Genomic DNA, 15337 nt, shown 5'->3' with positions numbered 1-15337 from the left:
TTTGAGCGCTGTCATGAAACCGGCCTCGTAGAATCGAGTCACAACTCCATGACAGACGCCGTACGAACACCCCCGCCAGGCGCGAGCCCGCCCGCCGCCCGGCGTGCCCTCCTCAGCCTTGCGCTGGGGCGGGGCTGTCTGAGGGGCCTGCGCGTCGTCGGCTGGATGCTTCTGGCAAGCTACGTCGCATTTCTACTGACCGTCCTGACGCTTCGGCATATCGTGCTGCCACGGGTCGATGAGCAGCGCGCCTGGATCGAGCAGCGCCTCTCCGCGGCGACCGGCACGCAGGTGCAGCTGGGAGCCGTGCAGGCCCGACTGGCCGGGGTCTGGCCCGAATTCAGCATCGATCAAGTGCAGGTGCGCGATACGCAGGGTCAGTTGCGACTGCAACTGGCGCGCGTGGACGCCGTGCTGGCCTGGGAGTCGGTGCTGAAGCTGCAGCCCATCTTTCATCGCCTGCAGGTGCGAGGCCCGGAGCTGGATGTACGGCGGCGCGCAGACGGGTGGTTCGAGCTTGCAGGGTTTGTCATCGACCCGACGCGAACCGACGGCGACGGCCGCGGCCTGCGATGGCTGCTGGCGCAGCATGAGATTGCGCTGACCGGCGGCGCCCTGCGCTGGACGGACGAAGTCGCGGGTACCTCTCCGATCGCGTTTCGCGACGTCAATCTCCTTGCGCAGAATCGAGCATTGAGCCATCGCATCGGCTTGCAGGCCGATCCTGTGGACAAGGGCATCGAGCCGCTGGATCTGCGGGCGGAGTTCACGCATCGCCTCTTCCGGCCGGTTGAGGACCTGCGCAACTGGCGCGGGCAGTTGTTTGTGCAGCTTGACCGTGCCGACATCGCGGGTGTCTTGCGCCGTGTTCCGCTGCCGGCGCTGGGCGGCTTGAGCGTGACGCAGGGCCAGGGCGCGGTTCGGGGCTGGGTGGATTTCGATGCGCTGCGCATCACCCATGTGACGGCCGATGTGCAGCTGAGTCGGCTGGTGCTGAAGTTCGCGCCGGATCTGGCGCCCCTGGAGCTCGCCGCGCTCAGCGGGCGCATCGAGGGGCGGCAGCTGGCCGCAGAAAGCCTGGCGCATGAGGTCAGCGTTCGCGGCCTGAGCCTGACACTGCCCGATGGCCGCACGCCGGTGCCCATGAATCTGGCGGAGCGCTTCATCCCGGGCACGTCGCGCACCTCGGCGCAGGGCATGGTGTCGGCCGAGTCGCTCGATCTCGCCCTGCTGCACGAGCTGTCTGAACGCCTGCCTCTCAGTCCGGTCGTGCGCTCGGCGCTCGCGGCGTTCGAGCCGCGCGGCAAGGTGGGGCAGCTGCGTGTGGAGTGGCAAGTGCCGCAGCCGACTGATCCCAACAGCGTGACTCGCTTCAAGGCAAGCGGAGACTTTGCCGGCCTCGGACTGCGCGCGCAGCCAGACCGCAGCATGCTCGCCCGCCTTTTGACGCCTGAGTTGGTACGCAGCAACCCACCGGTGGCCGCAGCGGCGCAATCAAGCGCCGATACCCGGCCCTTACCGGTGATCGGGCTGCCCGGGTTCTCGAATCTGACCGGCCGCTTCACGGCAACGGAGTCCGGTGGCGAGCTGGCGTTGGACAGCAGCGCCGCGGTGCTGGAGTTTCCCGGCGTTTTTGAATCCCCGGCACTGCCTGAAACCGATCTCAAGCTGACGGCCCGTTGGAAGCTCGTTTCGGGGCAGGTGGTGGTCGAGCTGCCCGACGCCAGATTTGCCAACCAGGACACATCGGGTGAGCTCAAGGCGACTTATCGCAGCCCCGCGGCCGGACAGTCCGGGCCTGGCGAGATTGAACTTGCAGGCACCTTGGCCAGGGCTGATGCGCGCGCTGTGCACCGGTATCTGCCTTTGCGGCTGCCCGAGTCCACGAGGCACTGGGTTCGAGATGCGCTGCTCGCCGGGCGCGCTCGCGAGGTCCAGTTCCGTCTCAAGGGCAATCTGTACGACTTCCCCTTCGCGCCCGATGCGCAGGGTCGCAGCAACGGCGAATTCCAGGTGGCTGCAAGGGTTCAGGGCGTGACTCTGGACTACGTGCACCTGCCGCCCGGCGGCGAGCTGCGCTGGCTGCCCATCGAGCAGATCGACGGGCAGTTCGTGATGGATCGCACGCGCATCGAAGTGCGGCGCGCTTCGGGCCGCGTTTTGGATACCCGACTTGCGAATGTCAGCGTGGTCATCCCGGATCTGTATGCGACTGCCGCGAGACCGATGGTCATCTCCGGGGACACGGCCGGCCCCGGGCGGGATCTGGTGCGCTATGTCAACGCCGGTCCGATCGCTGGCTGGATCGGCAACTTCACCAAGAGCACGCAGATCGAAGGTGACGCCGCGCTGCGTCTGCGCCTGCTGATCCCGATCAGCGACGCGGCGCGAACAGAAGTCCAGGGCAGTCTGCAGCTGGCGAACAATCGGGTGCAGCTGGACTCGGCGCTGCCTGTGTTCGAAGACACCAGCGCGAACCTCGACTTCACTGAACGCACGATTCGTGTACGCGACGGTCGAGCCACAGTCTATGGCGGGGCGGTGAGCTTCTCCGGCGGCTCCCAGGCTGAGGGGGGGTTGCAGTTCCGCGGTGAAGGCCAGGCCAGGGTGAGTGACGCCAAGGCGATTGTCGGCGAGCCCATGCTGATGCGGCTTATTGATGCCGCCACAGGGCAGTTCCGCTACACCGTGCAGGTGGACAGTCGCGGCGGTTCGACGGGGGTGGCGCTGCGCAGCGACCTGCAAGGTGTGAGCTTTGACTTGCCCGGTGTGGTGCGCAAGCAAAGTGCTGATTCGCTCCCGCTGGCCGTGAACATCGCGCCGCAGCGCACGGCGGGTCAGACGGTGGGCGATGAGATCTCGGTGGAACTTGGCAGCGTGCTGGCTGTGCGTCTGCAGCGCCAGCGCAATGCGCAGGGTGTGCTGAGCGTGGTTCGGGGTGGGGTGGGAATCAACAACGAAGCCGTGCTGCCGGATGTCGCTGGCATTGCGGCCATTGCGAATCTCGATCGCCTGGATGTGGACGACTGGTCGCGCAAGCTGCAAGCCTTGGCGATCACCGGCCCCAACGCAGCATTGGGCGCCGCCATCGATCCGTCCGGTTCGGCAGCCACTGGCACGACCATGCTGCCCAAGCTGATTGCGCTGCAGGTGCGCGAATTGGTGATCGGCGGCAAGCGGCTGACGCGGGTCGTGGCGGGTGCCTCACGCGAAGGTGATGTGTGGCAGCTGAACCTGGACTCTCCGCAGGTGTCCGGCCACGCAACATGGCGCCACAGCGAGCGCGATGGCGCATTGGGTCGGCTCACTGCGCGCCTCGCGAAGCTGTCGATTCCGCAGAGCGATCGCGATCAGGTGGTGGAGTTTCTGGAGAGCGCAGGCTCGGGCGAGCAGGGCCTGCGTGAACTGCCGGGGATCGACCTGATCGCCGAGCAGTTCGAGCTTGGCCCGCGTCGGCTGGGTCGTCTTGAGGTCGTCGCGCAAAATCAGGGGGCGCGGTCTGGCAATGCGTGGGTGCTTGAACGTCTTGTCGTGAGCCATCCGGCGGCGACGCTGAATGGCACGGGTCTGTGGCGGCGGCCCGCGAACCGCGGCTCGCGGTCGATGGATCTGGACTTCAACCTGGATGTGCGTGATGCCGGCAATCTGCTTGAAGTCATGGGCTTTCCCGGCGTCATGCGCGCCGGGCGCGGCGAACTCAGCGGCAAGCTGAACTGGGTGGGCAGCCCGCTGGGTCTGGATCTGCCGAGCCTGAACGGTCAGGTGCGATTGGAGCTGGACCAGGGTCAGTGGCTGCGGCAGGACCCGGGCGTGGCACGCCTGCTGGGCGTCTTCTCCTTGCAGAACCTGGTCCGGCGCTTCACCTTCGACTTTCGCGACGTGTTCGCCCAGGGCTTCTCCTATGACACCGTGCGCGCCGATGCCGCTTTGACCCATGGTGTGCTGCAGACCGAGAGCTTCAAGATGCGAGGTGCTCAGGCCGGGGTGGCCATGGCGGGCAGCGTGGATCTGGTGCGGGAAACGCAAAACCTGCACATCATCGTCACGCCGGACCTGAACCTGGGCGCGGTGAGTTTTGCCTACCTGTTCATCAACCCGGCCGTCGGTTTGGGTACCCTGCTCGCGCAGGCGGCGGTGAGAGACTCCGTGAACAAGGGCTTGTCGCAGGAGTTTGATCTGCAAGGCACCTGGCGCGAGCCTGTGGTCAAACTCAGACCCAAACCCGGTCAGGCGCCGGATGCCGCACAGTCGCAGTTCAGCGACGCCGCCCAGGCACAGGAGGCGAGACGATGAGCATCCCGATCCGTGTGGCTGCCGTACAGATGGTTTCGGGTGTCCGTCTTGAAGAGAATCTTGCCCAGGCGCGGACCTGCGTTCTTGAGGCCGCCGCCGGTGGGGCGCGTGTGGTGCTGCTGCCGGAGTACTTTTGTTTGATGGGTCGCGCCGAGACCGACAAGATCCAGGCCGCAGAAGCCCTGGGCAGCGGCCCGATCCAGGCAGCATGCGCCGCGATGGCGCGGGATGCCGGCGTGCACCTGATCGCCGGCACCCTGCCGCTGCAGCATCCGAGCGGCACTCGTGTCTGGAACGCAAGCCTCGTCTACGGCCCGGACGGCGAACGAGTTTGCCGGTACGACAAGATCCATCTTTTCCGCTTTCAGCGCGGCAGCGAAAGCTACGACGAATCCCGCACCATCGGCGCCGGCAGCGACCCGGTGGCTTTGCAGTTGGCTGGGCTTCGCGTCGGTCTGTCGGTCTGCTACGACTTGCGCTTTCCCGAGCTGTACCGGGCGATGGGCCGAGCCGAACCTCTGGACTTGATCGTCGTGCCTGCTGCCTTCACCTACACCACCGGAAAGGCGCACTGGGAGCTCCTGCTGCGGACGCGAGCTGTGGAAAACCAGTGCTATGTGCTTGCAGCGGCGCAGGGCGGTGTGCACGACAATGGCCGGCGCACCTGGGGGCACAGCATGCTGATCGACCCGTGGGGCGAGGTGCTCGAAGTTTTGCCTGAAGGGCCGGGGATCGTGGCCGGCGCCATCGATCCGACGCGTCTTCGACAGGTTCGCACCGACCTGCCAGCGCTTGAGCACCGCGTGCTTTGAAACTTCTGAACTCTGTCTGAAGCCTGAATCCATGAAGCTTGCTGATGCCTTCGCCCAACCTCTCGCCACCGCCTCGGAGCTGTTGCTCCAGCCGACGGGCCTCGAACTGTCTCGCGTGCTTTCGCTGACCGGGGAGCTGATGCAGGGCAAAGTGGATTTTGGCGATGCGTACTTCGAATTCAGTCGATCCGAGAGCTGGAGTCTTGAGGAAGGCAAGGTCAAGGCCGGAAGCTTCTCCATCGACCAGGGCGTTGGTGTTCGCGCGGTTGCGGGCGAGAAGACGGCATTCGCGTATTCCGACGAAATCACCGAGCAAGCCATCCGCGAAGCGGTACGCACTGTACGAGCGATCGGCGGACTGGGCCAGAGTCGCAAGGTCAAGCTGCCGCACCGGCCCCCCAAGACCGTGGATCTCTACACCGCGCAAGACCCGCTGCTTGCGCTGGATTCCAATGCCAAGGTGGCGCTGCTGGAGCGCCTGGAGCGCATTGCCCGCGCCAAGGATCCACGTGTGAAGCGCGTGAACTGCTCACTGTCCGGCGACTACACGGTGATGATGGTCGTGCGGACGGACGGCGTGGTTGCCGCCGACGTGCGCCCTCTGGTACGCCTTGGCGTGCAGGTCATTGTGGAACAGGATGGTCGACGCGAAGACGGTTATGCAGGCGGCGGCGGACGTCGACGCATGGACATGTTTGACGATGCGTTTCTGGATCAACTTGCGACGCAGGCAGTCGGCTCGGCGCTGACCAACCTCGATGCACGACCAGCGCCGGCCGGTCAGATGACCGTGGTGCTTGGCCCTGGCTGGCCTGGCGTCCTGCTGCATGAGGCTGTGGGTCATGGCCTTGAGGGCGACTTCATTCGCAAGGGTTCCTCCACGTTCGCGAACATGGTGGGGCAGCGTGTGGCGGCCAAGGGCGTGACGGTAATCGACGATGGCACGCTGCCTGATCGCCGTGGCTCGCTGAACGTGGACGATGAGGGGAATGCGACCGAGCGCACCGTGCTGATCGAAGACGGCATCCTGAAGGGATTCATGCAGGACACACAGAACGCCCGGCTGATGAAGGATCGCATCACCGGTAATGCGCGGCGTGAGAGCTTTGCCAATCTGCCCATGCCCCGCATGACGAATACGTACATGCTTGCCGGCCAGCACACACACGACGAGATCATTGCGAGTGTCGCGGACGGCATCTATTGCAAGAACTTTGGAGGTGGTCAGGTCGACATCACCAACGGCAAGTTCGTCTTCAGCTGCACGGAGGCCTGGAAGATCGAGAACGGCAAGCTGGCGTACCCGGTGAAGGGCGCGACCCTGATCGGCAGCGGACCGGAGAGCCTCAAGCACATCACGATGATCGGCAACGATCTGGAGATCGACAACGGCGTGGGTGTCTGCGGCAAGGAGGGCCAGAGCGTGCCGGTTGGAGTCGGGCAGCCGACGCTGCGCATGGAGAACATGACCGTGGGAGGCACTGCTTGAGTGCGCAGCTTGCTTGCGCAGTGCAGCAATCGCCTGATACATTCACAGAATGCTCTTCCGCGCCTACTTCTTTTTCTGGTTTTATCTCTGCCGCCCGGCGGTGAGAGGCTGACGCGCGAACGAGCGACGAAGAATCTCAGAAACCGCCGGGCACAACCCGGCGGTTTTTTTTGGTCTGTACCCATGGCCTGCTATTGATTCGATCCCGTCCGACAGACCTTGCCTGAATCGACACTGACCGAACCGAGCCCGATCCATGAGTACCACTCGAACCGACGACATCCGCGTCACCGCGATCCGAGAATTGACCCCGCCGGCCCACCTGCTGCGCGAGTTTCCGCTGGCGGATGCGGCAGCCGATACCGTGGCTGCCGCACGGCGCGCCATTCATCGCATCCTCCATGGGCAGGACGATCGCATGCTTGTCGTCATTGGCCCATGCTCGATCCACGATCCGCAAGCCGCACGGGAATATGCCCAGCGACTGATCGCCGAACGCAAGCGTCTCGCGCTCGATCTGGAAATCGTGATGCGCGTGTACTTCGAGAAGCCGCGCACGACGGTGGGTTGGAAGGGCTTGATCAACGATCCGCACCTCGACGGCAGCTTCGACGTGAACCGCGGACTGCGTCTGGCGCGCGAGTTGTTGGTCGATGTGAACGCCTTAGGCATGCCGGCCGGAACAGAGTTCCTCGACCCCATCAGCCCGCAGTACTACAGCGATCTGATCGCCTGGGGCGCCATCGGCGCGCGGACAACGGAGAGCCAGGTGCATCGTGAGCTGGCCAGCGGCATGAGCTGCCCGCTGGGCTTCAAGAACGGGACAGATGGCAACCTGAAGATCGCCGCCGATGCCATCAAGGCGGCGCAGCACCCGCATTGCTTCCTTGGTGTGACCAAGGGCGGCATTTCCGCCATCGTTCAGACCGCCGGAAACGAGGATTGCCATGTCATCCTGCGCGGCGGCAAGACCCCCAACTACGACGCAGCGAGCGTGCAGAGTGCATCGGAAGCGCTGGCTCAGGCCGGGCTTGCGCAGAAGTTGATGGTCGACTGCAGTCACGGCAACTCGAGCAAGCAGCACGAAAACCAGCTGAAGGTGGCCGACTCGCTCGCTCAGCAGCTTGCCGCCGGCGAGATGCGCATCATGGGAGCAATGGTTGAAAGCCACCTCGTGGCAGGCCGCCAGGACCTGCTGAGCGGGCAGCGCCTTGCCGACCTGAGCTACGGTCAGTCCATCACCGATGCCTGCCTGGGCTGGGAGGCATCGGTGCAGGCGCTGGAGACGCTGGCCCGCGGCGTGCGAGACCGCCGTCGCGCGATTGCGTCGGCCAAGTAGGCGCATGCAAACACAATGAGGGAGCAGATCCATGCCATTTCAGACCGATGATGTCCGCATCGCGGGCATCCATGAGCTCAGTCCACCGTCGCACTTGATCCGGGAGTTTCCTTGTGCCGATCGTGCGGCCGAGGTCGTTGCGACGTCGCGCAATGCGATCCATCGCATCCTGCACGGCCAGGATGATCGCCTGGTTGTCGTGATCGGCCCTTGCTCGATCCACGACCCCAGAGCCGCGATCGAGTACGCCAATCGACTGACCGAGGAACGGCGCAAGCACGCGGCCGATCTGGAGATCGTCATGCGCGTGTACTTCGAGAAGCCGCGCACAACGGTCGGCTGGAAGGGACTCATCAATGACCCGGATCTCGATGGCAGCTTTCAGATCAACAAGGGGCTGCGTGCGGCGCGTGAGCTGCTGCTGAACATCACAGAGCTCGGCCTGCCGGCGGCCACCGAATATCTCGACATGATCAGCCCCCAATACATTGCGGATCTGATCGCCTGGGGTGCCATCGGCGCGCGGACCACCGAGAGTCAGGTGCACCGGGAGCTTGCGAGTGGCCTGTCCTGCCCAGTGGGCTTCAAGAACGGTACGGACGGCAACATCAAGATTGCGGTTGACGCCATCAAGGCGGCGCAACACCCGCATCACTTTCTGTCGGTGACCAAGGGCGGACACAGCGCCATCGTCGCCACGCGCGGCAACGAGGACTGCCATGTCATTCTGCGAGGTGGCAAGGCGCCCAACTATGACGCGGCGCATGTGCAGGCAGCGTGCGAAGACATCGGTAAGGCTGGCCTGGCGCAGCGCCTGATGATCGACTGCAGCCATGCCAACTCGAGCAAGAAGCACGAGAACCAGCTCCTTGTTGCGGCAGACGTCGCGCAGCAACTGGCACGCGGTGAGAGCCGGATCATCGGCTTGATGGTGGAGAGCCACCTGCAGGCAGGGCGACAGGATCTTGTTCCCGGTCAGACGCTCACCTACGGCCAGTCCATTACGGACGCCTGTCTGGGCTGGGAGGATTCGGTCAATCTGCTGGCCACCCTGTCGGCAGGTGTTCGTGAGCGCCGTCGCGCGTTGGCCTCCAGCAAGTAGCCAACAACGCATCCGCTCGCACCAGCGTCGCGGCGAAGAGACGCGATTGCCCCACGTGCTGCGCTACATTGCCGCGCATTCCAACAGGGAGGGGCGCGCATCCATGTGGTGCGCGTGCATGGCATGTCGCTTCGGCTGAAGTTCAACCTGATCCTGCTGCTCGCGTTTGTGGCGAGTCTTGCAGGTGCTGGCTGGTATTACAGCGGACACCTCGAGCGGCAGGCGCTCGATGAGGTGCGACACAACTCCGACCTGATGATGGAGACGGCGCTGGCCATCCGTGGCTACACGACCGATCAGGTCAAGCCCCACCTTGATCCGCTGCTGGCTGAGAAGTTTCTGCCCCAGACCGTGCCGGCGTTCGCGGCCACAGAGACCCTGCGTCGTCTCTCGGACAAGTACCAGGGCTATGTCTACAAGGAGGCGGTGCTCAACCCGACTAATCCGCGCGATCGGGCGACGGACTGGGAGGCAAAGCTCATCGACAGCTTCCGGTCGGACGCCGCAAAGCAGGAACTCACCGGCGTGCACGGTGAGGGCATCAACCGTGCCGTCTACATCGCCCGCCCAATCACCATCAAGAACCAAGCATGCCTCGCCTGCCACAGTGACCCGGCGGTCGCCCCGCCATCAATGCTGAAGGTGTATGGCGACAAGAATGGCTTCGGCTGGAAAATGGGCGAAACCGTCGGCATGCAGATCGTCAAGGTGCCAATGCTCTACCCGCTGGAGCGCGCCCGGCAGAGCTTCAACACCTTCATCTGGTCGCTGGTGGCGATTTTCGGGCTCGCGTTCATCGTCCTCAACGCCGCGCTCTCGCTGCTGGTGATCGAACCGATGGCGCGTGTGAACCGCAAGCTCGAAGACCTTGCGACCAAGGATTTCCTCACCGATCTCGTGAACCGCCGGCGCTTCTTTGAACGCCTGGAGCAGGAGATGGCTGCCAGCCGGCTCAATGGCCAGGCGGTATCCGTGATCATGTTCGATCTGGACTTTTTCAAGCGGATCAACGACACCTTTGGACACGACAGTGGTGACTCAGTGCTCAAGCACACCGCAATCCGGGTACGCGAACTTCTGCGGGCGAGCGACTGTGCAGCGCGGTTCGGCGGCGAGGAATTCATCATCCTGCTCAAGGAAACCGGGATCGATGCGGCCATGGCCCTGGCCGAAGTGGTGCGCCAGAAGATCGCCGGCAAGCCCTACGAGAACGTCGGCGCGGTGAGCGCGAGCTTCGGCGTCGCGCAGTGGAACGGCGCAGAGGATGGCCGCGAGCTGATCAATCGCGCCGACAAGGCGCTTTACGTGGCCAAGCAGAACGGCCGCAATCGCGTCATCCGCGCAGACGACTGACTGCCGGCGGGCCGCTCAGGCACCCAGCTGCCGGTCGATCGCATCCACCACGGTGGTTGGCGCAACCCGTTGGATGCAGGCCAGATCGCCTCTGGCACAGTCACGCTTGTCGCAGGGGCGGCATGGCAGGTCGGATTGATCCTGCAGGGTGATGGGATCGAGCCGCGCGCGTGGTGCATCACCCAGCGCAGGTCCGCGCGGCGCCGGGCCTGTGCGTGCCGGTGAGGTCGGGCCGAACAAGGCGACCAGCGGCGCATTGACCGCTGCGGCAAGGTGCATGGGTCCGGTGTCCGTTGAGAGCGTGGCGGCGGACACGGCCATGAGCGCCGCGGTGGTCTCGAGGTCGACCGTACCTAGCAGCACATGGATGCTCGGGTCCTGCATCTCTTCAATGCGCAGCGACTGAATCTGGGCTACATCCCCGGGACCGCCAATCAGCAGGACCGGCAGCATCGGGTGCCGCGCTCGCAGGCCAAGCAGCGTCTGACGCAGGTGCTCTGCGGGCCAGCGCCGATTGGCTGCACTGGCGCCCGGGTTCACCAGAACGAACGCACCAGCGCTCACATGCAGCGACGCAAGCAGCGCTGCAGCGCGCTCGGCCGCAGCGGTGCCGGGCACATAACTCAGATGCAGACCATCCAGAGCCGTCTCGATACCCAGCGGGCCCAGTACGGCAACAAAGTTCTCCGCCGCACTGCGACGCGCCGGGCGCCCCGGACCGAACTGCGGGTCGCGCGGTACGTGCAAGATCCTCCGCGCGCCACTCAGCCAAGCCAGGAAGCGGCTGCGAAACACCGGCTGCAGATCAAGGGCGAGGTCGTAGGGGCGTTGGCGAATCCTTCGACGCAGGGCAGGCAGGGTACCCAGGGTGTACTCGGTGCGTTTGTTGATGCCGATGACCTCATCAACCAGGCCGGAGGCTCGCACCACGCCGGCCAGACCGTGGTCGCACACGAAACTGATGTGCACCCCCGGCCAGCGTGTGCGCAGGGTTCGGAGCAGCGGCGTGGTCATCAGCAGGTCGCCGATGGCACCCCAGCGGATGATGAGAATCGACTTCATGGCGAGGCAGGGCAGTAGCGGACGCGCATTATCCCGCCTGCCCATCCGAGTCGGCGGCCGAGTCGAAAAGGTTTTCGCCCAGATGGCTCGCACCGACGTGAACTCGGGCGCATACTCACGAGATGTCGCTCAACGACCCGGCTGCATTCGAAATCGCCCCTGCGGTGCTTCGCATGCTGCTTGATGTCCTCCCGCTGGGCATCTTCCTGCGCGATGAGCATGGCCGTGTCCTGCTCGTGAACCAGTTGGCAGCCAAGCGCTTCGGACGCGATCCGGAAGAGATGCTGGGCAAGACACCGCACGAGTTGTACGCAGCCGATGCCGCCGAACGTATCCTGGCCACGGATCGTCAAGTGCTGCTCGACGGCAAGATGATCGAACGCGAGGAGCATCACGTCCTCGCGGATCGCAAGCCGCACACCATGTTCATCGGCAAGGTGCGCGTGGATCTGGGCGGGGGGCGCTTTGGCGTGCTTGGCTTCGGTCTGGATGTGACGGCGCGCAAGCAGGCGGAAGACGCGCTGCGGGCGCAAAGCGACCTGCTGGCCAAGATTCTGGATGCCGACCCGAGCTTCATCGTCCTCAAGGATGCGCAGGGCCGCTACCTGATGGCCAATCGCTCGTTCCAGGAATGGACCGGCCGCACGCTTGAGGAGCTTCAGCAGATTACGGCGCAGGGGCTGGCGCGCAACGATGCAGAGCGCGAGCAGATCGCGGCCCATGAAGCGGTATCTCGTGCGACCGGTGTACCGGTCACGCGTGTGGAGCGCTATGTCCGCGCCGATGGCAGCCCTTCGGTGGTGGAGGCGACCCGGATCTGCCTGCGAGACGTAGCAGGGCAGGAGCAGATGCTGGTGGTGTCGCACGATGTCACCGCAGCGCATCGGCGCGAGGCCGAGCTTGAAGCCGCGCGCCAGCGGGCCGACGAGGCCAACCGTGCCAAGGACGCGTTTCTGGCCAACATGAGCCATGAGCTGCGCACGCCCATGCACGGCGTGCTGGGTTCGCTGTCATTGCTCGGCGGGATGGATCTGAGCCCGGAACAGCGGCGCCTGGTCGAGATTGCGCAGAGTTCGGGCCGGCATCTGCTGGGCGTCATTGATGACGTTCTGGACTACTCCAAGATCGAGGCCGGCGGCCTCACGCTGGATCAGCAGGCCGTGAACGTTGCCGCGGTGGCCAGGGAGGCCTGCGCTGGCCTGTCGCTGATCGCACGCGGCAAGGGAGTTGCGCTCGACGTGGAGCTGGCTGCCGACTTGCCAGCCGCGATCCGCGCCGACGCGCAGCGTCTGCGTCAGGTCTTCATCAATCTCCTGGGCAATGCGCTCAAGTTCACCGAGCAGGGCCGCGTGTGTCTGCGCCTGCACGCTGCACCCGGAACCATTCACTGCAGCGTGCAGGACACCGGCATCGGCATGTCGCCCGAGCAGTTGGCGCGCATCTTCGAGCCCTTCGTCCAAGCCGATGACTCCATCGGCAAGCGCTTCGGCGGGACGGGGCTCGGTCTGTCGATTTCGCGGCGCTTGCTGCAGGCCATGGGTTGTGAACTGCTCGTGAGCAGCTCGCCGGGCGCAGGGTCGACGTTCAGCTTTGCGCTGCCGGCACAGACGGTGACTGCGCCTCGGCACACCCGGACCTCAGGCCGCAACGGCGCGGCTCGTCCGACTGTGGAGCTGCGTGCCCTGAGGCTGCTGTTGGTGGAGGATCAGGCCCTCAATCGCATGGTCAGCCATGCGCTGTTGAGCGGCATGGGCCATGAGGTGATGCTCGCGGAAGATGGCGAGACCGCGCTGCGGCTGCTCGATCAGGCCGCGGTGGACTGTGTGCTGATGGATCTGCAGATGCCGGTGATGGATGGCCTGACCGCCGTACGGCTTCTGCGCGAGCAGGAGCGGCAGAACGGCCGTACGCGCACGCCGGTCATTGCCTTGACGGCCCACGCCCTGCCCGAACACCGCGCCCAGTGCATGGCCGCCGGCATGGACGGCTACCTGACCAAGCCCTTCAACCGGGAGAGTTTGCAGGCCGAGCTGCTCGATGTGCTTGGGCCTGGCGCTGAGCTAGCCCCTGCATGAGCCGACGCACGGCCGGCGACACGATCAGCCCAGCAGCGCAGCCGCTTCAGCCGGGTCCGCGAGCAGGCGCCGGAACCAGCGCACGGCGTTGCCTTCCGCCCCACGCCGCCAGGCGGTGCTGAAGCGCGCTGGCGGGCGTTCGCTCTGAACAGCCTTGCGCAGGAGCTGGCCGCTCGCCAGCAGATCGCGCACATGGTTCAGCGGCAGCCAGCCCACACCACTGCCGCGCACCTGGGCGGCAATCTTGTGCTGCATGCTGGCCACGGTGAGCACGTCCTGCCGCGGCTGGATGCCGAAACTGGCACGGTTCAGGCGCCGCGCGGTATCCGCCACAGCCACGCTGCGGTGCTGGGCCAGGAGGGTGTCCGGAATGGGTGCGGTCTCGCTCGCCAGGGGGTGGTGTGGCGCCACGCAGAAGACGAACTGCATGTCGCCCAGGGGCTGCCACTTGAGTGTGTTGCCGAGCAGGTTCGCATCTTCCAGTCCGTCCACCGCGCCCAGCGCGAGCGTGGCGCGCCCCTCCAGCAGGGCGTCCCAGGTGCCCGAGAGCACTTCAGGCTGGAGTGTGATGCGCGTGGGCATGGCCAGCGCGTAGAAGCGGTCAATCAGGGTCAGGACACGTTCGAAGCACAGGGCCTCGTCCACGGCGATGCGCAACTCGGGCTCCCAGCCGCTGGCCAGAGTCTGCGCACGCTGGGCAATCTCGCCCAGCTGCGCCAGCACAGGCGCTGCGTTCTCCAGGATGGTCTGGGCCGCCGGGGTGAGCTTGGCCCGGTGGCCGCGGCGGTCGATCAGCAGCAGGTCCAGACGCTCCTCGTACTGCCGCACGGTGTAGGACAAGGCCGAGGGCACGCGGTCCAGCGAGCGGGCGGCCTGCGCCAGGCTGCCGTGGCGGGTGATGGCGTCCAGCACCGTGAGCAACTCTGCGTCGATCATGCATTGACCTCGAAACAGGAAAGTTCATTCAATGTATTTGAACGATTTGGCGAGTTCAAGCCGCTTGGAAGCCGGAATCAAAAGCCCTATCTTGCCGTTACCGCTTGTTCCACGGCCTTCTTGGCGGGGACAGACTCAGGAGTAGATCATGCAAATTCGTCGATCAAATGAGCGTGGCCTCGCCAATCATGGCTGGCTCAAGAGCTATCACAGCTTCTCGTTTGCCAACTACTACGACCCGCAGTGGATGGGCTTTGCCAATCTGCGCGTCATCAACGAGGACCGCATCGCCGCCGGCAGCGGCTTCGGCACGCACGGTCACCGGGACATGGAGATCATCAGCTACGTGCTCGATGGCGAACTGGCGCACAAGGACAGCATGGGCAATGTCGAGGTGATCCGCCCGGGCGAGGTGCAGCGCATGAGCGCCGGCCGTGGCGTGATGCACAGCGAGTTCAACCACGCCAAGGGGCAAACTCACTTCCTGCAGATCTGGATCGAGCCGAAGTTCACCGGCATCCAGCCGAGCTACGAGCAGAAGGCGTTTGACGGCAGCGAAAAGCGCGGCAAGTTGCGCCTGGTCGTGTCGCCGGACGGCGCTGAGGGTTCAGTGACGGCCAATGCCGACGCCCGCCTGTATGCCGGCTTGATCGACGGAGCGGAACGCGCCAGCCTTGAGTTGGTGCCCGGACGCCACACCTATGTGCACGTGGTTCGCGGTGCGGTGGCGGTGAACGATGCGGCTCTCAACGCCGGCGACGCGGCCATGTGGCGCGTCGCCGACGACAGCAAGCACCTCGTGCTCGAGCATGGCAAGGACGCCGAAGTGCTCGTGTTCGATCTGGCCGCCTGAAGCGCCCCAAGGGTCTGCATCAC

The 15337-nt window shown here is 65.0% G+C and carries 10 protein-coding genes; 8 read left to right on the top strand and 2 right to left on the bottom strand.

Annotated elements, in window-relative coordinates; translation table 11 throughout:
* Positions 1 to 48 precede the first annotated feature (48 nt).
* The 6 genes from ACMDW7_RS13945 (at position 49) to ACMDW7_RS13920 (ending at position 10388) form a co-directional block, all read left to right on the top strand.
* Complete coding sequence (locus ACMDW7_RS13945; protein WP_377303368.1) at positions 49 to 4293, top strand: YhdP family protein; 4245 nt, start codon at positions 49 to 51, stop codon at positions 4291 to 4293.
* Complete coding sequence (locus ACMDW7_RS13940) at positions 4290 to 5105, top strand: carbon-nitrogen hydrolase family protein (protein WP_377303370.1); 816 nt, start codon at positions 4290 to 4292, stop codon at positions 5103 to 5105. Before ACMDW7_RS13945 ends, ACMDW7_RS13940 begins: the two co-directional genes overlap by 4 nt.
* Before the next feature lie 31 nt (positions 5106 to 5136).
* On the top strand, positions 5137 to 6594 hold the full coding sequence (tldD, locus tag ACMDW7_RS13935) for a metalloprotease TldD (RefSeq protein ID WP_377303372.1): 1458 nt from the start codon (positions 5137 to 5139) through the stop codon (positions 6592 to 6594).
* A 256-nt stretch (positions 6595 to 6850) separates the two neighbouring features.
* The gene (locus ACMDW7_RS13930; RefSeq protein WP_377303374.1) at positions 6851 to 7933 is read left to right on the top strand and encodes a 3-deoxy-7-phosphoheptulonate synthase; all 1083 of its coding nucleotides are present in this window, start codon (positions 6851 to 6853) and stop codon (positions 7931 to 7933) included.
* Between the two features lie 31 nt (positions 7934 to 7964).
* Positions 7965 to 9035: a 3-deoxy-7-phosphoheptulonate synthase AroG gene (aroG, locus tag ACMDW7_RS13925; protein WP_377303376.1), complete on the top strand. Its 1071-nt coding sequence runs from the start codon at positions 7965 to 7967 to the stop codon at positions 9033 to 9035.
* Between the two features lie 123 nt (positions 9036 to 9158).
* Entirely contained in the window at positions 9159 to 10388 is a 1230-nt protein-coding gene (locus ACMDW7_RS13920) for a diguanylate cyclase (protein ID WP_377303378.1), read from the top strand.
* A gap of 15 nt (positions 10389 to 10403) precedes the next feature.
* On the opposite strand, the gene ACMDW7_RS13915 is transcribed toward ACMDW7_RS13920, so the two are convergent.
* Positions 10404 to 11450, bottom strand: a complete 1047-nt coding sequence (locus ACMDW7_RS13915; RefSeq protein WP_377303380.1) for a glycosyltransferase family 9 protein — start codon at positions 11448 to 11450, stop codon at positions 10404 to 10406.
* Positions 11451 to 11572: 122 nt separating this feature from the next.
* On the opposite strand from ACMDW7_RS13915, the gene ACMDW7_RS13910 reads away from it, so the two are divergent.
* Positions 11573 to 13525: a PAS domain-containing protein gene (locus ACMDW7_RS13910; RefSeq protein ID WP_377303381.1), complete on the top strand. Its 1953-nt coding sequence runs from the start codon at positions 11573 to 11575 to the stop codon at positions 13523 to 13525.
* Between the two features lie 24 nt (positions 13526 to 13549).
* Here ACMDW7_RS13910 and ACMDW7_RS13905 read toward each other — a convergent pair whose 3' ends face one another.
* Positions 13550 to 14461 (bottom strand): LysR family transcriptional regulator, encoded by a 912-nt coding sequence (locus ACMDW7_RS13905; RefSeq protein WP_377303383.1) that lies wholly within the window; start codon positions 14459 to 14461, stop codon positions 13550 to 13552.
* Between the two features lie 145 nt (positions 14462 to 14606).
* Between ACMDW7_RS13905 and ACMDW7_RS13900 the strand changes: the two genes are divergently transcribed.
* A complete protein-coding gene (locus ACMDW7_RS13900; protein WP_414859648.1) occupies positions 14607 to 15314 on the top strand; it encodes a pirin family protein in 708 nt (235 codons plus the stop codon).
* Positions 15315 to 15337 lie beyond the last annotated feature (23 nt).

The organism is Piscinibacterium candidicorallinum (assembly GCF_047549485.1).
GTDB lineage: Bacteria > Pseudomonadota > Gammaproteobacteria > Burkholderiales > Burkholderiaceae_C > Piscinibacterium > Piscinibacterium candidicorallinum.
The sequence above is the reverse complement of the archived record's forward strand: the minus strand, read 5'-3'. Positions and strand labels throughout refer to the sequence as shown.

Excerpts from the sequence above, each read along its gene's own strand:
- ACMDW7_RS13945 (WP_377303368.1), top strand. The coding sequence starts at position 49 with ATGACAGACGCCGTACGAACACCCCCGCCAGGCGCGAGCCCGCCCGCC.
- ACMDW7_RS13940 (WP_377303370.1), top strand. The coding sequence starts at position 4,290 with ATGAGCATCCCGATCCGTGTGGCTGCCGTACAGATGGTTTCGGGTGTC.
- tldD (WP_377303372.1), top strand. The coding sequence starts at position 5,137 with ATGAAGCTTGCTGATGCCTTCGCCCAACCTCTCGCCACCGCCTCGGAG.
- ACMDW7_RS13930 (WP_377303374.1), top strand. The coding sequence starts at position 6,851 with ATGAGTACCACTCGAACCGACGACATCCGCGTCACCGCGATCCGAGAA.
- aroG (WP_377303376.1), top strand. The coding sequence starts at position 7,965 with ATGCCATTTCAGACCGATGATGTCCGCATCGCGGGCATCCATGAGCTC.
- ACMDW7_RS13920 (WP_377303378.1), top strand. The coding sequence starts at position 9,159 with ATGTCGCTTCGGCTGAAGTTCAACCTGATCCTGCTGCTCGCGTTTGTG.
- ACMDW7_RS13915 (WP_377303380.1), bottom strand. The coding sequence starts at position 11,450 with ATGAAGTCGATTCTCATCATCCGCTGGGGTGCCATCGGCGACCTGCTG.
- ACMDW7_RS13910 (WP_377303381.1), top strand. The coding sequence starts at position 11,573 with ATGTCGCTCAACGACCCGGCTGCATTCGAAATCGCCCCTGCGGTGCTT.
- ACMDW7_RS13905 (WP_377303383.1), bottom strand. The coding sequence starts at position 14,461 with ATGATCGACGCAGAGTTGCTCACGGTGCTGGACGCCATCACCCGCCAC.